Source organism: Paraburkholderia sp. CNPSo 3076 (assembly GCF_026343935.1).
Lineage (GTDB): Bacteria > Pseudomonadota > Gammaproteobacteria > Burkholderiales > Burkholderiaceae > Paraburkholderia > Paraburkholderia nodosa.
Genome location: NZ_JAPMAL010000011.1, coordinates 53,577 through 73,118, shown reverse-complemented (window position 1 = coordinate 73,118; position 19,542 = coordinate 53,577). Strand labels below are relative to the sequence as shown.

The following is a 19,542-nucleotide window of genomic DNA, read 5'->3' as shown; positions in this document are numbered from 1 at the left end:
GGTTCCCTTATCGATGGCGGATCAAAATACGGCTTTTAAAAAAATCGGCTAGTCTCTACGCCTATACGACCGGAATACAGGGGCGACGGCAGGTTCGAGAATAAAGCACCAATAGCGCGGCGCGAATCTGGTTTGCATATTGCCGCTCAGCGTCGTGTTTTCCTGCGACCGTAACACCCGTGCGAATTCACCCCTTCGTAAGTTGTTTGCGGGGGAGTGCACCCGCGCGCCCAGCGGGGCTGCTACAGGGCGCGCTATCAGATCAGGGTGGATTCTGGCAGCCTGTTCAGGAATCCAGAGGAAAACGCCAGTGTTTGCGAACCATGCAACGGGTCGAGCGGTATCCCTGCCTTTCGCCGTGACGCTGTGTGTATTGGCAGCAGGTGCACTGTTGGCGGGCTGTCGCAAGGGCGAAGAGGCGCCGGTGGCAGAAGTGCGTCCGGTACGTGTAATCCGGATAGAGAAGCAGGAGGCGGGGAGTACCATCGCCTTGACCGGCCGGCTGCAGGCACAGGCCGAGATCAATCAGTCGTTCCGTATCGACGGAAGAATGGTCTCGCGCAACGTCGATGTCGGAGACCGCGTCAGGGCTGGCCAGGTGCTGGCGCGGCTCGACCGGATGAACGAAGAAAGCAGCCTGGAGTCCGCTCGCGCACAACTGGCCGCAGCTCAGGCGCAAGCCCTGGAGGCGCGCACCATGTTCACCCGCATGCGCGATCTGCTTGCGGAACATGCGGTGTCGCGTGCTTCCTTTGAGCAGTCCGAAGCGATGGCCAAGATCACACAGTCGCAAGTCGATTCGGCGCAGTCACTGGTGAGCATCGCACAGAACCGCCTGAGCTATACCGATCTGGTTTCAGATGTCGCGGGCGTGGTGACGGCGCGCGGTGCGGAGCAGGGGGAGGTGGTTCCGGCGGGCCGCATGATCGTGCAGATCGCTCGCGAAGGCGCGGTGGATGCCGTGTTCGACGTCCCCGCCGCAATCAAGGACGCCGCCCCGGAAAACCCCGACATTGTCGTCGCGCTCGCCAGCAACCCGGAGGTGACCGCCATTGGTAAAGTGCGCGAAGTATCGCCCCGCGCCGATCCGGTGACCGGGACTTTTGCGGTCAGGGTGCGATTGATCAATCCACCCGCGACCATGCGCCTGGGCAGCACGGTCATTGGCCACATGAAGGTCCAGCGGCCGCCCGCCATCGAAATTCCCTCGAGTGCCTTAATCCAGCCCGGCGGCAAACCGGCGGTCTGGGTGGTCGATACGAAGACGGGCACGGTTTCGGCGCGTGAGGTGCAGCTTCAGGCGTATGGCGAGGACCGCGTTCAGGTATCGCAAGGCCTGGCCACAGGCGACGTGGTCGTGACTGCCGGCGTGCAGGCATTACGGCCGGGACAAAAAATTCACTGGACCGAGGCAGCCAGGTGATTGGCCCGAATCTATCCGAGTGGGCGCTTTCGAAGCGCCCCCTGGTCGTGTTCCTCATGATCGCTGCGCTCGCCGCGGGAACCCTGTCATTTTTTCGGTTGGGGCGCGCCGAAGATCCGCTCTTCACATTCCGCACCATGGTGGTGTCCGCCGTGTGGCCGGGTGCCACGGTCGACGACACGCTCTCACAGGTGACCGAGCGGCTCGAACGCACGCTACAGGAGACCCGTCACCTGGATCGCATACGCAGCTATACGACCGCGGGTCAGACGACGATCTTTGTCGATCTCCTGCAATCCACGCCGCCTTCCGAAGTGCAGGACATCTGGTATCAGGTTCGCAAGAACGTGGGCGATATGCGCCAGACGCTCCCGGCCGGAACGCTCGGGCCGTTCTTCAACGACGACTTCGGCGACACCTTCGGCATCATCTACGGATTTACTGCCGACGGCTACAACATGCGGGAGTTGCGCGATCGCGTTGAGGCGATCCGCTCGCGTCTGCTGCTGGTGCCGGACGTTTCGAAGATCGAGGTGCTGGGCGCGCAGGACGAGCAGATCTACATTGAATTCTCGACCACGCGTCTGGCGGGTTTGCGTCTGGATTACCCGTCCATCGTCGCGGCGTTGCGATCGCAGAATGTCATCAGGCCGACTGGCGTCCTGCAAACCGGTCAGGAGCGGGTGTTCTTCAGGGTCACGGGCGCCTTCGATTCCGAACGCGATATCGAAAATGTCAATCTGGTGTTGGGAGGACGCATCGTCCGCCTGGGCGACATTGCCACCGTGAGACGCGGCTTCGCCGACCCCCCACAGCCGATGTTCCGCGTCAACGGCAAGCCTGCCATCGGCCTCGCCATCGCCATGCGCGATTCGGGCGACATCCTCGCACTCGGCCATAACCTGAAGGCCGAGATGGCTGACGCGACCGCGAACCTGCCTGCCGGCATCGAGCCATTCCTGGTCGCCAATCAGTCAGAGACCGTCGATGTTGCCATCAGCGACTTCATGGCGTCCCTCTGGCAGGCCATCATCATCATCCTCGCGTGCAGCTTCGTGAGTCTGGGCATCAGGCCTGGGACGGTGGTGGCGTTGTCGATTCCGCTCACGCTGGCGATCGTATTCGCGATCATGGACGTCGTGCATATCGACCTGCACCGCGTGTCGCTGGGGGCGCTGATCATCGCGTTGACGCTGATGGTCGACGACGCCATGACCACGGTCGACGCCATGATCAACCGGCTCGCCGCGGGGGACAGCAAAGATCAGGCAGCGACGTTCGCATACCGGACCCTGGCCGCGCCGATGCTGATCGGCACGCTCGTGTCGATTTCGAGTTTCGTGCCGATTGGCTTCGCAAAGAGTTCGGCTGGTGAGTATACGTTTTCCATTTTCGCGGTGGTCGCGATCGCACTGCTCGTGTCGTGGTTCGGCGCCGTGATTTTCTCGCCGTTGGTTGGTCAGGCAATCCTGAAGGCACCCAAGGCAGGCAAGGAGCCGCAGAAGCCCGGCAAGATGCTCATGGCGTATGACCGCTTCCTGCGCGGCGCGCTGCGCATGAGGTGGTTGACCATTGCCGTTACGCTGGCTGCGTTCGTGGTATCGATTTTCCTGGTTCGCTTCGTCCCGCAGCAGTTTTTCCCGGCGTCGGATCGTCCCGAGTTGACGGTGGATCTGACCTTGCGCCAGAACGCGTCGATCCACGCCACCGAGGCGCAGGTCGAGCGCATCGAAGCGATTTTGAAAAGCGATCCCGATGTCGATCACTTCAGCAGCTATGTAGGTCGTGGCGCGGTGCGCTTTATTCTCACGCTGAATGTCCAGTTGCCCAATCCGTTTTTCGCGCAGATCATCGTGGTGGCGAAAAATCTGGAGGCGCGCGACCGGCTGCAACTGAAGCTGGAGAAGGTACTGAGCGACCAGTTTCCCGGCATCGTGGCTCGGGTGTCGCCGCTGGAACTGGGGCCGCCGGTGGGTTGGCCGCTGCAGTATCGCGTCTCGGGACCCGATCCGGCACAGGTGCGCAGAGTCGCACTCGATCTCGCCGGTATCGTGGGTGCGGACCAGCGCACGCGCCACATCAACTTCGACTGGATGGAGCCGGCCCGGCAGATCCGCATTCACATCAACCAGGATGAAGCGCGCCAACTCGGCGTGAGCAGCGCTGCGCTGGCCGCCATCATGAACACCGTCATTACCGGCACGCCGATCACGCAGATACGCGACGATATTTATCTCGTCAATGTCGTGGCGCGCGCGCAGGAGGAACAGCCACTGACGGTGCAGTCATTAGGCACTTTGCAGGTGCCCACGCCGAGCGGCCGGATGGTTCCGCTCAGCCAGTTCGCGACGTTCACGGAGGAACAGGAATCGCCGCTGGTATGGCGGCGAAACCGCGTACCGACGCTCACGGTTCGAGCCGACGTGATGCATGGCGGGCTGCCCGACGAAGTCGTCGCGACCCTGGCGCCGAAACTCGTCGAGTTCAATGCGAAGCTGCCCAAGGGCTATCGGGTCGAGACTGGCGGCATATTCGAGGAAAGCGCGATCTCGCAGGCATCGGTGTTTGCCGTGGTCCCGGTCATGATCGTGTTGATGCTCACGACCATGATGGTGCTGCTGGTGAGCTTCCGACGCCTGGCCATGGTGGTCTCGGTCATGCCATTGGGCCTGATAGGCGTGGTGCTCGCGCTGCTGGTCTTCAACCGGCCGCTTGGCTTCGTCGCCATTCTGGGCATTCTCGCGTTGATCGGCATGATCGCCAAAAATGGGCTGATCCTGATCGTCCAGATCGAGACCTATCGCCACGAGGGCATGGGTGTGCTGGAGGCCGTGGTCGCGTCGGGCACTTCGCGCATACGGCCCATGATATTGACCTCGATCTCGACCGTGCTCGGCCTGATCCCGATTGCGCCCACGGTGTTCTGGGGCGCGATGGCCTTCGCGATCATGGGCGGATTGCTGGTGGCGACGCTGTTGACGCTGGTGTTTCTGCCCGCCCTGTACATGGTGGTGTTCAGCAAGGAAGACCGGCGCGGCGGGTCTTCCCTGAAGGAGGCGCCTCTTTGATGAGCGCATCATCGCTGCGTGCTTTCCTGCTCGACTGGCGTTCGCACTGGCGCGTCGGGCTGGCCCGCGCGCTGTGTTTTCTGGCGATATGGTTCATCCTGATGCCGAGCGTGAAGCCGGCCGATCTCGCATGCGGCCTGATCGCGACGATCGTCGCGACGCAGATGAGCCTGCGTCTGCTTCCTCCCGCCGCTGGACGGTTGCGCCTGGGTGCTTTACTCGTTTTCGCGCCGCATTTTCTCGCGCAGTCCGTGCTGGCGGGCATCGACGTGGCGCGCCGCGCATTGGACCCGCGCCTGCCTTTGCAGCCGGGGATCGTCGTCTATCGAACCGGCTTTCCGCCGGGGACGGCGCGCAACGGTTTCGCCATCATCACGAGCCTCTTGCCGGGCTCGCTCCCGGTAGACGAGACCGCGGACGGGCTCGTCTACCACTGCCTCGACATCTCGCAGCCGATCGCCGAGCAACTGGCGGACGAGGAGCGGCGCCTCGCCGGCGCGCTGGTCAGTGGTGAACGTCATGGCTGACGTGCTCATCGCCGTCTGCGCATTGGTGCTGTTAATGGTGGCCGTGGGGTTGCTGAGCGTGCTGCGCGGGCCCACGCGCGCCGACCGCATGATGGCCGCGCAACTGTTCGGCACGGGCGGGATTGCGGCGCTGCTGCTGGTCGGCACGGCAACCGGCGTGGATTCGGTAGTGGATGTCGCGTTGACGCTTGCCGTGCTCGCGGCGTTCGCTTCGGTCGCCTTCGTGAAGGCCGATCTCCAGTCAGAAGGCGATAGCGCGAATGAGGACCGGAAATGAAAACCGCAGCCGACGTCTTTACGATCATTGCCATGCTGGCCGGCCTGTTCTTCTTCGTGGCGGGCACGGTTGGGCTGTTGCGGTTCCCGGACACGTACACGCGGCTGCATGCGCTCACCAAGGCCGATAATCTGGGCCTCGGCATGGTGGTGGTGGGGCTGTTGCCCCAGGCCGGTCATATCGTGGTCGCCCTCAAGCTGATCGTGGTCTGGCTGCTGGTGATGCTGACGTCGTCCGATGTGTCGCAACTCATCGCGCGCGCCGCGCGCCGGCAGGAGAAACGCACGTGATCTCCGCCATCTCCGTCGGCATCGGGATTCTGTTGCTGGCGCTCGCGCTCTGGACTGTCGTTGTGCGCGATACGTTCGCTGCGGTCGCCGGGTTCATTCCTTACGGCCTGCTGCTCACGCTCGCCTGGCTGGTGCTTCGCGCAGTCGACGTGGCGTTGACCGAGGCGGCCATCGGCGCGGGCTTGACCGGCGCGCTGCTGATCCGCGCGGCTTCGCGGCTGCGTCCAACCGAAGCGGCTGCCCAAGCCGAAACGCCGGGCCTCGGAATGCGTGTTGCGGCCGGCGTCGCCGCCGCGGCTGTGGCCGTCGTGATCGCCTTGTGCCTGCTGCGCTTGCCGGACCCCGCGCCGACACTCGCGCCCGAGGTGGCGCGGCACATTCAGGCAACGGGCGTCGGCAACCCGATCACAGCGGTCCTGCTGTCGTTTCGCGCGATCGACACGCTGCTCGAAGCGATCGTGCTGCTGTTCGGCGTGGTCGGCGTCTGGTCGCTCGCGCCGGACCGCTGTTGGGGCGGCAGGCCGGGACTGGCGCAGGCGGTCAGCCCCAACGACATTCTGGTGTACCTGGCGCGAGTATTGCCGCCGATAGGCGTCGTAATAGGCATCTACATTTTCTGGGTCGGCGCCGATCATCCGGGCGGCAAATTTCAGGGCGCCACGGTGATTGCGGCAATGTGGCTGCTCGTCATGATGTCCGGTCTGCGCGACGCGCCTGCGGTCAGCCGGCGCTGGTTGCGCGCCGTGCTGATTCTCGGACCGGCTGTCTTCATCGCGCTGGGCCTGCTTGGCGCGGTCATGGCCGGGGCGTTTCTGGCGTACCCCGATGGGTGGGCGAAGCTGTGGATCATCATCATCGAAGCCGCGCTGCTCCCTTCGCTTGCCGTGACCCTGGTACTCCTGCTTGTCGGGCCGCCGCAGCGGCCGGAGGTGCGCCCATGAACGTCTCGCACCTGTTCGGCTTGACCGCCGCCGCTCTGGTGGGTTTGGGCGTGTATGGCCTGATCGTCAACCCGCAGCCCTTGCGCAAGGTGCTGGCTTTCAACCTCATAGGCAATGGCGTTTTTCTGGCCTGTGCCGTGATCGCGCAGCGTGGCGCGGGCGTCGGCATGTCCGGTGATCCGGTGCCGCAGGCGCTGTTGATCACGGCGATCGTCGTATCGTTCGCCGCTTCCGCACTCGCGGTCGGACTCATGCTGCGCCGGTTTGCGGAAACCGGCACGAATTCGCTTTCGGCGGACGGCGATGCAGCGCCGGGCGAGGCGCGCACCAATGCGGAGGCCAGGTGACGACGCTGGCGCTCACAGGGCAATCGACGCCGGGCGGCCTGCTGCTGGCGCTCGCCGTGCTATTGCCTTTTGCCGGCATGCTGGCCGGGTTGACGCCAGGTGGCCGCCACGCGCAACGTGTAGCGTGGGTAACGATCGTCTTCGGCATAGGCATCGTGCTGGAGATCGCGGCCAGGCTGCTGGTCTCGGGCGACGCATTGCGCTATGCGCTCGGCGGCTGGGCGCCGCCGCTCGGCGTCATGCTCCGCGCGGACGGCCTATCGGTCTGCATGATGCTGGTGGTTGCCGTGGTGGTTGGCGCGGTGGCCATCTACGCCAACGGCGATTTCGGCACGCCGGCCGGCACGCGCGAGGCGCGCGCGCCGCTGGCCTTCTGGCTACTGCTGCTAGCGGTATGGGGCGCGCTCAATCTGGTGTTCGTGAGCGGCGACATCTTTACGCTCTACGTCGCGCTCGAACTGCTGACTTTTGCCGGCGTCCCTTTGGTGTCACTGGACGGTCGCGCCGAAACCTTGCAAGCGGCGTTGCGTTATCTGCTATATGCGCTGATCGGCTCGATGCTGTATCTGCTGGGCGTATTCCTGCTTTACGGCGCGTATGGCACGCTGGACATCGCGCTGCTGGCCCGGAGGATCGCTCCCGGCCCGCTAGCGTGGACGGCGGCGGCCTTGATGACCGCTGGCATGCTTGCCAAGACCGCGCTGTTCCCGCTGCATCTGTGGTTGCCGCCTGCCCACGCGAGTGCGCCTGCCGCCGCGAGCGCGCTGCTGTCGGCATTGGTCATCAAGGGATCGTGGTTCGTGGTGGTGCGGTTGTGGGTCGATGTCTTCGGTGGCATGGTGAGCGGGTCCGTCGCGCAACTGCTTGCGGGCCTGGGCGCCATGGCTATCCTCTTCGGCAACGTCGTGGCGCTGCGCCAGGTGCGCCTGAAGCTCCTGATCGCGTATTCAACGGTTGCCCAGATCGGCTATCTGTTCCTGCTGTTTCCGCTCGCCGCGCAGCATGAGAGCGCCCGAGCCGTCACGGGCGGCTTGTTGCAGGCCGTCTCGCATGCGAGCGCGAAAGCGGCCATGTTCCTCGCGGCCGGTCTGATCTATAGCACGTTGGGTCACGACCGTCTGGCCGACCTGCGTGGCGCGGCGCGCGCCTTGCCTATGACGCTGACCGCATTCGCGCTGGCCGGGGCCACGTTGATCGGCTTGCCGCCTTCGGGAGGCTTTCTGGCCAAGTGGCTGTTGATATCGGCGGCGCTGGCGACCGGGCAATGGTGGTGGGCGCTGGTGATGCTGATCGGCGGCCTGCTCACGAGCGTCTACGTCTTCATGGTGGTCGTGCGTGCGATGGAGCCCGCCGCATCCGGCTGGTCGCCGAAGAAGCAGGTGCCCCATTACCAGCAGCTTGCGGTGCTCGGCCTCGCCACGGGCTCCTTCCTGCTGGGACTGGCCGTGCTGCTGCCCGTCGACGTGGCGCAGATTGGCCGCACCGTGATACTGCCGGCGGGGACGCCATGAGCCTGTCCCAGAGTCTGCTGGCCACAGCCGTTGGCTTGCCGTTGCTGATGCTGCTGCTTTGTGCGTCGGCGACTATTCGCCGACGCTTGCCGTCATGGTTCGCGATCGCTCCGCTGCCCGCGTTGGCGGCGGCCGTCGGCGCTAGCCCGAGCGAAATGTTCGTGCTCGGCAACAGCCGTTTCGCTCTGCGTTTCGCAATCGATATGCCGGGCGCGTTGTTGCTCGGCACGGCGGCGCTGTTGTGGCTCTTCGCTGGCATCTATGCCGCGCGCTTCGTGCGCGACCGGGAAGTCGAAGGCGAGGGCGTCGCTGGATTCGTCGTCTGCTGGTTCATGGCGATGACCGGCAGCGTAGGCGTGTTCCTGGCGGCGGATCTGATCGGCTTCTATCTGATGCTGGCGGTGTTGAGCGTCGGCGCCAGCGGGTTGGTGCTCCAGGGAGGGGCGCCCGATGCGCGGTATGCGGGCGGCTTCTATCTGGGCATTGCCCTGCTGGCCGAAGCGTTCGTGCTGGGGGCGCTGATCCTGCTGGCACAGGCCGCGCCCGGCGGCAGCCTGCTGATTCGCGATGCGGCAGCGGCGTTGCCGGGCTCGCCCTGGCGCGACACCACGCTGCTCTTGCTGCTCGTTGGTCTCGGCATGAAGGCCGGGCTGGTGCCGCTGCACTTCTGGATGCCATATGCCTATCGCGCGGCGCCAGTTCCCGCGGCGGCGGTCATGAGCGGCGCGGTGGTCAAGGCCAGCGTAATCGCCTTGGTTCGCTTTCTGCCATTCACGCTCAACGACGCGACGCCGCACTTCGGCATTCCACTGGCGGCGCTGGGCATGTTGGGCGCGTTCTACGGCGTGGCGATTGGCATCACGCAGTCTGAGCCGAAGGTCGTGCTGGCCTACTCGAGCGTCAGCCAGATGGGATTTCTGATCGCGGTGATCGGCATGGGGCTGGCCGCAGGAGACCCCGCTACCGTCGTGGCGGCCGCCTACTATGCCGCGCATCATCTGCTGGTGAAAGGCACGCTGTTTCTGGCCGTGGGCGTGGTCGCGTTGACGGGCGCCGGATCGCTGCGCTGGGTCCTGGCGCCTACGGCAGTTGTCGCGCTCGGGCTGGGCGGCTTGCCGTTGACTGGCGGCGCACTGGCAAAATACGCGGCCAAGGATCTGCTGGGCGGGGATCTCGCAGGCTCGTTGGCCGTGGCGTCTTCCGTCGCGACGACACTGCTGATGCTTCATTTCGTGCGCTGTCTGAGTGCCACCGCAGCGGCGCATCGCAATGCCTGCGCTCCCACACCGATCACAGCCGCATGGCTGGCCATGGTGCTGGCCTCGCTGATCGGGCCCTGGGTGTTGTATCTGCATATCCCTGTTGGCACGTTGCCTGAGGCGCTCGCGCCCGCGGCGTTGTGGTCGGCGCTCTGGCCTGCCCTCGCTGGCGCGGCGCTGGCCATTGGCTGGGATCGATGGAGGAAGAACGCCCCCACAATACCGGTAGGGGATGTGGGTGTGATCCTGCGCGAACTCCAGCGGGCCGCAGCGGCGGCAGGGCGGTTCGCTCAGTCTACGGATGCATTCGTGCGGGGATGGTCCGTGTCGTGTCTGACGCTGTTGCTTGCTGCGCTGCTGTTCGGTGGCCTGCTCGCCCTGGCGGCCTGATGTGTGTGTCGCAAGCGACTGCGGCGCCGGCGCATAGCGTACGCGGTCGAAGCAGAACCTGGAGTCCGTCATGAGAACGCTGACGCGTGCTGCACTATTTGCCGCCGCTACCAGTTGCCTGGCCGGCTGCATTACCGTGGGACCCGATTACAGTCGCCCCGAAGTCCAGGTGCCGGCAACGTGGCGAATCGACTTGCCACAGGCTGAAGAGGTCGTGAACACGGCGTGGTGGGAGCAGTTCGACGATCCGGTGCTGAACGACCTGATTCAATCCGCGCTGCAGGGCAATCTGGACGTGCGCATCGCGGCGGCGCGCGTCGACCAGTTCATCGGCGTGCTGCGCTCCGCGCGCTCACAGGGCCTTCCGCAGATCGGCTACGGCGCCAGCGTGAGCCGCAACCGGGCCAGCCAGGTCGGCATGCCACCGCTGCCACCCACGCTCGACCCCGTATTCAATCTCTATCAGGGCATGCTGTCCGCCTCATGGCAAATCGATTTGTTCGGGCGCGTAAGGCGCCTGACCGAAGCCGCACAGGCGCAGGTCTATGCCAGCGAACAGGCTCAGCGGGGCGTCGTGCTTTCGCTCGTGACAGGCGTGGCGACCAGCTACATCACGTTGCGCGGGCTCGACCGGCAACTCGAAGTCGCGCGGGCCACTGCGAGCAATTTCAGCGAAACACTCCGCATATTCGAGTTGCGCTATCGGGACGGCCTCGTTTCCCAGACGGAGCTTTCGCAGGTGCGCTCCCAGTACAAGCTGGCACAAACTGCGATCCCGGCGATCGAGCAGCAGATTGACATCGTGGAAAACGGCATCTCCATTCTGCTTGGGCGCAATCCTGGGCCGATTCCGCGAGGCAAGTCGGTGAACGAGCTCGTGCTCCCCGTGATCCCGGCGGATCTGCCTTCAACACTGCTCGAGCGCCGTCCCGATATTTTGCAGGCCGAACAGAATCTGGTGGCGGCGAACGCGAATGTAGGCGCTGCCCGCGCACTTTACTATCCGACGATCTCGCTGACGGGGGCGCTTGGCTCGGTCAGCACCGCATTCGGCGACTTCCTTTCCGGCCCGGCGCAGGTCTGGTCGCTCGCGGCGGGGCTGACCGGGCCGATCTTCACGTCGGGCGCCATCGGTGGTCAGGTGCAGTCGGCCGAGGCACAAAAGAGCCAGGCCGAACTGGTCTACCGGCAGACGGTGCTGGGTGCGTTCGGCGATGCCAACAATGCGCTCGTCAGCTCGCAGAAGACCATCGAGCAGGCCGAGCTTCAACAACAGCGCGTCGATGCGTTGCGTGAATATGCGAGATTTTCGCGGCTCAAGTTCGAAGACGGTCTCATCGGCTATCTGGAAGTGCTGGTTTCCGAAAACGACCTGTTCTCAGCCGAGCTTGCCCTCGCGAGCTTGCAGGCCGCGCGCTATAACCAGGTGATCGGTGTGTATCAGGCAATGGGCGGCGGCTGGGTGGATGTCGCTGATTCGCGTACGCCCGTGTCCCTGGGCGCCGAGCGAAAGGGTGTTGCCCCGCAGGGAAGGTGATTTTACGCTCGCCTTTAAGGACATCTTCGTGCGTTCATGGAAGGACTCCGTAATACTTTCGGCCTCGCTGTTGATATTGCCTGGCGGATGTGCGACGCGGCCCGTGAACCCACCGATCATTCGATACAACCCGCAACAGCTGAGCCCGTTTGACCGGCTGGAGGTAAACTCTTTCTCAAGCGCAATGTGCAGGGGCAACTCATTGCCCGGACCCTCAATCCTGCGAACTGGCCCGCGCTGGCTTCCGCGCGCTGGAGCCGCTCCGAGATTGCGGCGAAGCGGTATGACGAAGTCCTGTTCAACAATGCAACATTCGCCGAACTCGAGGACAAGGGCGGTCCGATGATCGCAGTCAGCGCAACAGAACTGACGACGGGATCGCGTATCGCGTTTCTCCAGCAAAACTTCGATGTCATGTGCGCGGATCTCGGGCCAATCAAGCTTTCGCGTGCGGTGGCGGCATCCTCTGCGGTGCCGGTCGCTCTGGCTCCGATTACGATCAACAACTACGGCGGTACGTGTGGTTACCAGGAACCCCAATGGAGCCATGCGCTTGCCCAATCCGACCGCGTGCTGAGATCCGCGAGTCGCATCCTCAATCGACTGGCGGAAATTGTCGACGCGCAGCAGAACGCGTATTTCCACCTTGTAGATGGCGGGGTCGCGCCGCACGGCTGCTCTGACAACGGATGAGCGCTCATACCCGAGGCCGCTTTTCCGCGACCACGAACGCCAGGTTTCAATGCCATCCGTTCGTCACCCTCGGCAGCAAAAACGCCGATGCTACCGCAGAACGTCATGTGTCGAGGTCGCGGAGGTCGGAGCTGTAATCGAAGTCACAATCATCTACAACCGAGCCGCAGTCGAAATGAACCATTCAATGCGGAACTCTTCGATTCAATATTAAATAAGTATTCCGAATAAAATATCAGTGCAAGTAAGCCCTGTAAATATTAAGCGGCATGCTTCTGCAAGCGCATACATGTTTTGACGGTTGTTCTGCAATCCTCGTACCACGCCAATCGTAGCGGGGGCGCCATGTGATGAACTGGAATCCGTAATGAATTTTTCACACAAATGCGGCTATCGCGACCTAGTGTGTTTTGGTAGATGCATCGCTGCATGTCCTGGTGGACGGTAGCAAGCGTTGGTTTTGCGGTGGGCAATGCACAGGCGTTTTCCCCTTTTCGCGAGGCTCAGAATGAAAATCAATATCAGGCGCTTATCCCGGTCTACTTTCAATGGCATGGCAGGCGATTGCGTAATTGCGTTGGTGTGCTTGATCGGCCCAGGCGCACATGCGCAAACGCTGAGTTCGCTAGTACAGGTAGCTGCGGGCGACCCATTTAGCGGATGCACGGCAGACAAGGTGAACGCGCAGCAGTCGGCATTCGGCAGCGTCCTGTATCCTGCGACCTCAATCGAGCCATGGATTGCGGTCGATCCGACCGACCCATCTCGCCTCCTCGTCGGCCACCAGCAGGATCGCTGGATCGACGGCGGATCACGCGGGCTTGTCGGCGTCGTCTCCAGCGATGCGGGCAGCACCTGGTCGAATTCGATTCCGTCCGGCGTGACTGCGTGCACCGGAGGCAAATTCCGGCGAGCTTCCGATCCCTGGGTAGATTTTGCGCAAGACGGAACGGCCTTCTTCTTCTCTCTGGTACTGGACCCCGCGCAGCCGACGACTCCTTTCGGAGCCCGAAATAGCGGGATGCTGGTCAGCCGCTCCGCTGACCACGGCGCGACGTGGCAGCCTCCCGTTACGCTGATCCGCACCAACTCGCCGCACGTGCTCAATGACAAGAACTCGCTCACTGCGGATCCGACCGCGAACAAATACGTCTATGCGGTCTGGGATCAGTTGAGCGTGTTCCCGCCAACGAAGGAAGGCGCCCAACTGCTCGCGCAAAATGACGGTGTTGAGATCGCGCGCCAATTGGCGGGCCTTTCTTCGACATGTGGGACGCCGCCGTGCGCGGGTGGTGCCCCCCTCTCAAAATTTAGTTTCACCGGCCCGAGCTTCTTCTCACGGTCCACCGACAATGGCGTGACGTGGAGCACAGCCGCACCGATCTACCAGCCGGGCACGAACGCGCAGACAATCGACAACATGGTGCGCGTGCTGCCTGATGGAACCCTGCTCGACTTCTTCACAGCGATCAACGTCACGCCATCGCCCCTGAGCATCGGCTATATCAAGTCGACGGACAAAGGCGCCAACTGGTCGGGGCCGACGTTCACCAACGATATTCATACGGTGCGTGGCGTGGTCACCAGCGTGGTCACACCTGACAGCGGTCAGCCGATACGCGACGCCGCCATTCTCTACAGTGTCGCTGTGAACCCGGTCTCGGGGGCTATCTATCTTGCCTGGCAGGACGATCGCTTTTCGTCCGGGACCTGCATCACACCCACCGGATCGATTCCGATTGTCGGGATCGTCTTCAGCGAGTCGGATGACGGCGGGGCGACCTGGTCAGCACCCGTGATGATCAACAAGACGCCGTCGAACGGTACGAACCCCTGCCGTCAGCAGGCTTACATTCCGGCGATAGTGCCGTCGGGCGACGGCAATACGATCGTGGTGACCTACTACGACTTTCGTAATGACACGAACACGCCTGTCGGCTTCGAGGGCAGCGACTATTTCGCGGTGTTCTGCTCGACGGCCACCGCGTGCACGAACTCCGCCAGTTGGGGTAACGAACGGAAACTGACTGACGCCTCGTTCAACATCCTTAACGCACCCGTGGCGGGTGGCCATTTCCTCGGCGACTACATGGGTCTGGCCGCTAGCGGACCCAAAACTATTTACCCCTTATTCGGCGTCGCCACAAGTGCCAACGTGACGGCCGAATTCACCCGCAAGATCACATTGCCGTGAGCGCAAACGGCGGCGACTAAAGCAGAGGTCGCCGCCCAGTCTTCCAGGACAATCAGGTTGCCGGCATTCACGCATGGGGGGGCGAGGACGCGCGAATTTCTGCGCTCATGTTGGCGGTGCCTCATGCCGAAGCTTTGCTGCACGACTAGACTTCTCATTGAGGATCTGGTGCCGCCGATGGTCCGTCATCTTTTTCCAACCGCTGGCTTCCTCGCGCGTTCGCTAACAGCCGGTGCAGAACCCGGTCTTGCCAATCCGCTCCGGGTCGAGAGTACGCATCCGATCGCAGTGAGGACTGACATTCATAGTCGCGCAGGTGTGATTGACTGAAGAGCGACCTGATGCGGTCGTACGAGCGGCGACACCTGAGCGTCCGCAATGGCCGATGACGCGACGCAGGCACACGGCGATCGGATGGCCGTTTGCGGAGTGGAGCGGCCGTCTGAATGTCTTGGCGATGCGTCAAACGAAGGTCCCTTCGTGGCCGGCCAGCGCGCCATGGCTGAACGTGACGATCGTCCCGGCCGCGCATGTTAAGGAGAAGGCGAGAGGCCGCCCCGAATCCGCCGTTCGCCGTTTCCCCTTTCTACGACGTCTACGCTATGAACCGACCTTCACGCTCATCCTGCCGTCTGCCATCACGACCGATGCAACCATGAAGCTGGCTCGCGCGGAGGCAAGAAACAGCACCACGCGCCACGAGCAGTTCCGTGATTGCGCGCCCAATGCCACTTGCCGCGCCAGTGACGATGGCGACCTTGATGAAGGCGTCGTTCGCATGGTCAGAGCCGATGCTCGACGAGATCGGACACATCTCAACCCGGTGAATATCGCCGCGGCGTTTGACCGGCTGCGCCTGACCGTATAGTCCCGCGCAGGTCTGTGCTTGTGGTTGTCATCGGGTCCGAAGCGGACACTCCCAGCGTGCGTATGAATGACTGCATCTGGCGAGCAAGCGTCCTCTCGCCGGCCGTCGCGTTAGACCTCTGTTTGCTCTGCCATTTCGAGAGCGTCGTCGACCTCAATGCCGAGGTATCGAACGGTACTCTCGACCTTGGTATGACCAGGCAACAACTGCACTGCCCGAAGGTTCTTCGTCCGCCGGTAAATCAACGAAGCTTTCGTGCGACGCATTGTGTGTGCCATAGGTGGTATCGTCACGCCCGATGGAGGCGATCCATCGATGGACAGTCCGGGTATTTTGTCGCGTCGAAATCGAACTAGGCTCCAGATGGCTGCGAACACCCGCGAACTGGCGATGTTTAATCTCGCGATTGATAGCAAACTTCGGGCATGTGATCTGACGCGGCTACTTGTGCAGGATATCTGTCAGGGCTTCACGTCGGGTCACGGACAATGGTCATGCAGCAGAAGACGCAGCGACCGGTTCAGTTCGAAATCACGGAGCAGACTCGTCAAAGCATTGAAGCCTGAATAGTGGCCCGCAGGTTGAAGCCCACCGACTACTTGTTCCCGAGTCGGCTGCATGCGTCGCTGCCTGATGAGCTTGCCTTTGTTCCACGGAACCCGGATGCCTACCGCGCCTTTCTGCGTCTCCATGACGATCTCCTTCCAAGGTTGAATGGAGATCCAGTGTGCGCGGCGTGCCAGTGGACGCTGACCGACCCTCAAGCGCCATTTCGACTCGGCGGACGAAGGGCGGGTGTTGGCGCCGAGTTACGATTTCGCACGCGGGAGTGACACCGAAAAGGTGGTCTCCGTCTCATCCGAGCGCGTTTCGATGGCGCCGTGATGGGCCCTGGCGATCTCACTCGCGATATACAAACCCAGTCCGAGGTTCCCCGCCCTCTCGTCCTGGTTCTGTTGGTCTCGTCCTCGCTCCAGGGGATCGAAGATGCGGGCGAGCGTTGCGGGTTCGATCGCAGCGCCGCAGTTGCTGACGTCGATCCGGACATGAGTTACATCGCCCGTCACCATCACGCGCACAGGTGTGTCCTGTGCCCCGTACTTCATGGCGTTGATCACGAGATTCCCCAGCAATTGCTGCAGGCGCCGGCTGTCCCAGATTCCCTGCAGATCACCCGTCACGTGCAACTCAATCTGTCTGTCCGGATGAATAGCACGCAACGCGTCCAGCTCCTCAGCAAGCACATCCGCCAGATTGGTATGCGTAGGCGACACGTTGATACCCAACCCCAGTTTTGTCCGGTTGAATTCCGTCAGATCATCAAGCAAGGCCTGCATCCGGGCCCCGCTGCGTATCAGGCGGCCGGCGGCCTTCGATACGGATTCTCCGGCATTCAGTGCTGCCAGATACGATGAGGTCACCTGAATCGCCTGAAGGGGGCTGCGCATGTCGTGCCCCAACGTGCCAAGCAGAAGGTTCCGGTTCTGCTCGATCTGCATATTGAACGAGATGACCGATTCGGCAAGCGCCTGATCGATCGCCTCGTTGAAGCGAATGATGTCGTCGAGGTCAGGTGCTTCCGGCGCGCAGTCGTCCATCCACAGACGAAGCACGCTCGCGCGTAACGCGCGATATTCGGCGGCGAGTTGGTTGACAGTGAAGCCGCCTCGAGCCCTCAGAAAGCCATGCGTTCGTGCCGCTGTTTCGGATGTCCCGACCCGCGTGGGACCTTGGTCTAACGATTTTTTGCGTTGGGCTTCTTTGGTCTGCGGGGTTCGCAAGTCTGCGGCTACGGCGTGCAGCATTTGCTCCGCCTCTTCGCGCAACTCTACCGAGCCCATATCTGACGCCGCCGGCAGCAGGGTGGCTGCGAATGCCTCCCATGTCGCAAGTATCGCCTCCATGTCTCGCAAGATAAAGTCTGCAAGCCGCATGTCCGCCTCCCCAAACGGTAAGTGGGCTACTGCTGGGGCAATCAGCGTAGCTATGTTACGCGCATATTGGTTACGGCCTCCAATCGAAGGAGTGCCCGGCACCTTGGTGACAAGGGAACAAGTTTTTTGTCTGCGGTATGCCGCAAACTCGTGCGCGGCGGCAATCGAAAGCGGTCGTTCGCGTGGCGCGATCGAACGTCTCAAGATGGCCGTTTACTGCTATACCGAAGAGAGACTACGTAGCATCGCTCAACGAGCCGCCGCGCTATTCTAGGCTGCTCCCGCCGGGCCGTATCCGGGATGCCTGCAACAATCTTCCCGACAATGGGGCAGACGTTGGGTTCCTTCCCTTTCCGACGGGAAGTAACAGAGCATCGACCGTTGACTATAAGAGGCTACCTTGCGTCCTTGAGTCTTGCAAATGGCCGACAGCAGTCCACCGACTTAATTGCTTCGCGACAGACTTGATTGTTTCGCATCAGGGTCTGTTGTGCAGGGGCAGTCATGCCTGCCGCGTCGCCAAATATATGAAGGTTATCTTTGCAGTTTACCTTCATATCTCCTGGAATGCGGGGATGACCGATCGCGCCCAAACTCCCCCTCCCGACCTCGCCGCGGCGCTTGCCGGCGACCTGCGCGCACTGGTCGGGCAGCTGCGCCGCCGTTTTCGCGAGCAGGCGATCCTCGGCGACTTCACGCCTTCCCAGATGGCCGTGCTGCAGCGGCTCGAACGCGAGGGGCCGTCCACGGTGTCGAGCCTCGCGCGCGCGGAGGGCATGCGCCCGCAGTCCATGGGCACGCTCATCGCGCCGCTCGAAGCGGCGGGCCATATCAGCGGCGCGCCGGACCCCAATGACGGGCGCCAAACGCTCTGGTCGCTCACTCATGCCTTTCGGGAGTGGCTCAAGGATGGGCGGGCGGCTCGCCAGGACTGGCTCTCGCGCAGGATCGACACGCGCCTTTCGGCCGCCGAGCAACAGCAGCTAGCCGCGGCAGTCGAACTGCCCAAGCGGCTCGTGGCCGACTAAGGCGAGGCGGGCACATGGGCGCTCCAGCTTCCGGGTTCTTTCGTTCGCTCAGGACTTACAACTATCGCGTGTGGTCCGCGGGCGCGCTCGTCTCGAACGTCGGCACGTGGATGCAGCGCACGGCGCAAGACTGGCTCGTGCTCACCGGGCTCACGCATCACAGCGCGGCCGCAGTGGGCATCGTGATGGGCTTGCAGTTCGGCCCGCAAATGTTGTTCATGCCCTGGTCGGGCTTCGCCGCCGATCACTTCGACCAGCGCAAGCTGCTCATGGTCACGCAGGCCACGCTCGGCGCGCTGGCCATTGCACTGGGCGTGCTCACGGCAACGGGGCTCGTGCAGCTTTGGCACGTGTACGTGTTCGCGTTCCTGTTCGGCTGCACGACGGCATTCGATTCGCCGGTGCGCCAAACCTTTGTCTCGGAGCTGGTGGGCGACCCCGATCTCTCCAACGCCGTCGCGCTCAATTCCACCTCGTTCAACGCCGCGCGCATGATCGGCCCGGCGGTGGCGGGAGTCGTCATTGCATCGGTGGGCGTGGGCTGGGCCTTCCTGCTCAACGGCCTGTCGTTCGTCGCCGTGCTGATCTCGCTCACGCGTTTGCGCGTGGACGAACTGCGTTCGGCGAGGCGTGCGCAACCTGCGAAGGGCGGCATTGCCGCGGGGTTCCACTACGTGTGGGCGCGACCGGACCTGCGGGCCATTCTCGTCATGCTGTTCCTGATCGGCACCTTCGGGCTGAACTTTCCGATCTTCATCGCGACGATGGCCGTAAACGTCTTTCACGCCGACGCGGGACGCTACGGACTCCTGTCTTCCATGATGGCGGTGGGCACCATGAGCGGCGCTTTCTTCGGCGCGGGGCGCAGCCATCCGCGTTTCGTCTCGCTGCTGTTCGCGGCGGCGGCGTTCGGGGTGGGATGCGTGCTGGCGTCGGTTGCGCCGGGCTACTGGTGGTTCGGCGGCGCGCTCGTGATGATCGGCATCGCGGCGCTCACGTTCACCACCGAAACCAACAGCCTCATGCAGCTTTCCACCGAGCCTGGCATGCGTGGCCGCGTGCTGGCGATCCGCCTCGCCGTGGCGCTGGGCGGCACGCCCATCGGCGCGCCGATCGTCGGGTGGGTCGCCGACCACTGGGGGCCGCGCTGGGCCTTGCTGGTGGGCGCGGCTTCCGGCTTCGCGGCGGCGATCGTCGCGGCCCGCACGCTCGCGCGGCGGGCCCACGAGAAGCCATAGCGCGCCGCACGATTACT

At 63.2% G+C, this 19,542-nt stretch carries 15 protein-coding genes and 4 pseudogenes; 16 read left to right on the top strand and 3 right to left on the bottom strand.

Translation table 11 applies throughout. The features are described from left to right. Positions 1-310 precede the first annotated feature (310 nt). The 12 genes and pseudogenes from M3A49_RS14525 to M3A49_RS14470 all read left to right on the top strand — a co-directional run bounded on the left by M3A49_RS14525 (position 311) and on the right by M3A49_RS14470 (position 14,457). On the top strand, positions 311-1,423 hold the full coding sequence (locus M3A49_RS14525) for an efflux RND transporter periplasmic adaptor subunit (protein ID WP_266229244.1): 1,113 nt from the start codon (positions 311-313) through the stop codon (positions 1,421-1,423). Continuing rightward, positions 1,420-4,491, top strand: coding sequence for an efflux RND transporter permease subunit (locus tag M3A49_RS14520; protein WP_266229243.1), 3,072 nt, complete (start codon positions 1,420-1,422; stop codon positions 4,489-4,491). Before M3A49_RS14525 ends, M3A49_RS14520 begins: the two co-directional genes overlap by 4 nt. Continuing rightward, positions 4,491-5,018: a Na+/H+ antiporter subunit E gene (locus M3A49_RS14515; protein ID WP_266229242.1), complete on the top strand. Its 528-nt coding sequence runs from the start codon at positions 4,491-4,493 to the stop codon at positions 5,016-5,018. Before M3A49_RS14520 ends, M3A49_RS14515 begins: the two co-directional genes overlap by 1 nt. After that, positions 5,011-5,235 (top strand): annotated as a pseudogene (locus tag M3A49_RS14510) (monovalent cation/H+ antiporter complex subunit F); the annotation flags it as partial. The gene M3A49_RS14515 and the pseudogene M3A49_RS14510, both read left to right, overlap by 8 nt. A 56-nt stretch (positions 5,236-5,291) precedes the next feature. Continuing rightward, a complete protein-coding gene (gene mnhG, locus M3A49_RS14505; RefSeq protein WP_028202235.1) occupies positions 5,292-5,585 on the top strand; it encodes a monovalent cation/H(+) antiporter subunit G in 294 nt (97 codons plus the stop codon). Next, positions 5,582-6,526: a hydrogenase subunit MbhD domain-containing protein gene (locus tag M3A49_RS14500; protein WP_266229241.1), complete on the top strand. Its 945-nt coding sequence runs from the start codon at positions 5,582-5,584 to the stop codon at positions 6,524-6,526. Before mnhG ends, M3A49_RS14500 begins: the two co-directional genes overlap by 4 nt. After that, positions 6,523-6,873: an NADH-quinone oxidoreductase subunit K gene (locus tag M3A49_RS14495; RefSeq protein ID WP_266229240.1), complete on the top strand. Its 351-nt coding sequence runs from the start codon at positions 6,523-6,525 to the stop codon at positions 6,871-6,873. The genes M3A49_RS14500 and M3A49_RS14495 overlap by 4 nt, the downstream gene beginning before the upstream one ends. Then, complete coding sequence (locus tag M3A49_RS14490; RefSeq protein ID WP_266229239.1) at positions 6,870-8,384, top strand: complex I subunit 5 family protein; 1,515 nt, start codon at positions 6,870-6,872, stop codon at positions 8,382-8,384. The genes M3A49_RS14495 and M3A49_RS14490 overlap by 4 nt, the downstream gene beginning before the upstream one ends. A gap of 47 nt (positions 8,385-8,431) precedes the next feature. After that, entirely contained in the window at positions 8,432-10,033 is a 1,602-nt protein-coding gene (locus M3A49_RS14485; RefSeq protein WP_266229351.1) for a proton-conducting transporter membrane subunit, read from the top strand. Between the two features lie 70 nt (positions 10,034-10,103). Further along, positions 10,104-11,570 (top strand): efflux transporter outer membrane subunit, encoded by a 1,467-nt coding sequence (locus tag M3A49_RS14480; protein WP_266229238.1) that lies wholly within the window; start codon positions 10,104-10,106, stop codon positions 11,568-11,570. 186 nt (positions 11,571-11,756) lie between these two features. After that, positions 11,757-12,263 carry a hypothetical protein gene (locus tag M3A49_RS14475; protein WP_266229237.1) on the top strand — a complete coding sequence of 169 codons (507 nt, stop codon included), beginning with the start codon at positions 11,757-11,759 and terminating at the stop codon, positions 12,261-12,263. A gap of 508 nt (positions 12,264-12,771) precedes the next feature. Further along, on the top strand, positions 12,772-14,457 hold the full coding sequence (locus M3A49_RS14470) for a sialidase family protein (RefSeq protein ID WP_266229236.1): 1,686 nt from the start codon (positions 12,772-12,774) through the stop codon (positions 14,455-14,457). A gap of 105 nt (positions 14,458-14,562) precedes the next feature. On the opposite strand, the pseudogene M3A49_RS14465 reads toward M3A49_RS14470, so the two are convergent. Next, a pseudogene (locus M3A49_RS14465) lies at positions 14,563-14,736 on the bottom strand (DUF1289 domain-containing protein). A 178-nt stretch (positions 14,737-14,914) separates the two neighbouring features. Between M3A49_RS14465 and M3A49_RS14460 the strand changes: the two are divergent. Further along, on the top strand, positions 14,915-15,325 hold the full coding sequence (locus tag M3A49_RS14460; protein ID WP_266229235.1) for a hypothetical protein: 411 nt from the start codon (positions 14,915-14,917) through the stop codon (positions 15,323-15,325). Between the two features lie 110 nt (positions 15,326-15,435). Here the strand turns inward: M3A49_RS14460 and M3A49_RS14455 are convergent. After that, positions 15,436-15,676: pseudogene (locus tag M3A49_RS14455) on the bottom strand (tyrosine-type recombinase/integrase); the annotation flags it as partial. On the opposite strand from M3A49_RS14455, the pseudogene M3A49_RS14450 reads away from it, so the two are divergent. After that, positions 15,641-15,951: pseudogene (locus M3A49_RS14450) on the top strand (hypothetical protein); the annotation flags it as partial. The pseudogenes M3A49_RS14455 and M3A49_RS14450 overlap by 36 nt on opposite strands. A gap of 183 nt (positions 15,952-16,134) precedes the next feature. Here M3A49_RS14450 and M3A49_RS14445 read toward each other — a convergent pair. Next, on the bottom strand, positions 16,135-17,259 hold the full coding sequence (locus M3A49_RS14445; protein WP_266229234.1) for a sensor histidine kinase: 1,125 nt from the start codon (positions 17,257-17,259) through the stop codon (positions 16,135-16,137). Positions 17,260-17,834: 575 nt separating this feature from the next. Between M3A49_RS14445 and M3A49_RS14440 the strand changes: the two genes are divergently transcribed. After that, the gene (locus tag M3A49_RS14440) at positions 17,835-18,287 is read left to right on the top strand and encodes a MarR family winged helix-turn-helix transcriptional regulator (protein WP_266229233.1); all 453 of its coding nucleotides are present in this window, start codon (positions 17,835-17,837) and stop codon (positions 18,285-18,287) included. A gap of 14 nt (positions 18,288-18,301) precedes the next feature. Next, on the top strand, positions 18,302-19,525 hold the full coding sequence (locus M3A49_RS14435; protein WP_266229232.1) for an MFS transporter: 1,224 nt from the start codon (positions 18,302-18,304) through the stop codon (positions 19,523-19,525). Positions 19,526-19,542 lie beyond the last annotated feature (17 nt).

What these genes read in the sequence shown, in the direction of transcription:
- M3A49_RS14440 (WP_266229233.1), top strand. Translation starts at nt 17,835, where the DNA reads ATGACCGATCGCGCCCAAACTCCCCCTCCCGACCTCGCCGCGGCGCTT.
- M3A49_RS14485 (WP_266229351.1), top strand. Translation starts at nt 8,432, where the DNA reads ATGCTGCTGCTTTGTGCGTCGGCGACTATTCGCCGACGCTTGCCGTCA.
- M3A49_RS14435 (WP_266229232.1), top strand. Translation starts at nt 18,302, where the DNA reads ATGGGCGCTCCAGCTTCCGGGTTCTTTCGTTCGCTCAGGACTTACAAC.
- M3A49_RS14460 (WP_266229235.1), top strand. Translation starts at nt 14,915, where the DNA reads ATGCGTCAAACGAAGGTCCCTTCGTGGCCGGCCAGCGCGCCATGGCTG.
- M3A49_RS14480 (WP_266229238.1), top strand. Translation starts at nt 10,104, where the DNA reads ATGAGAACGCTGACGCGTGCTGCACTATTTGCCGCCGCTACCAGTTGC.
- M3A49_RS14495 (WP_266229240.1), top strand. Translation starts at nt 6,523, where the DNA reads ATGAACGTCTCGCACCTGTTCGGCTTGACCGCCGCCGCTCTGGTGGGT.
- mnhG (WP_028202235.1), top strand. Translation starts at nt 5,292, where the DNA reads ATGAAAACCGCAGCCGACGTCTTTACGATCATTGCCATGCTGGCCGGC.
- M3A49_RS14515 (WP_266229242.1), top strand. Translation starts at nt 4,491, where the DNA reads ATGAGCGCATCATCGCTGCGTGCTTTCCTGCTCGACTGGCGTTCGCAC.
- M3A49_RS14470 (WP_266229236.1), top strand. Translation starts at nt 12,772, where the DNA reads ATGAAAATCAATATCAGGCGCTTATCCCGGTCTACTTTCAATGGCATG.
- M3A49_RS14445 (WP_266229234.1), bottom strand. Translation starts at nt 17,259, where the DNA reads ATGCGGCTTGCAGACTTTATCTTGCGAGACATGGAGGCGATACTTGCG.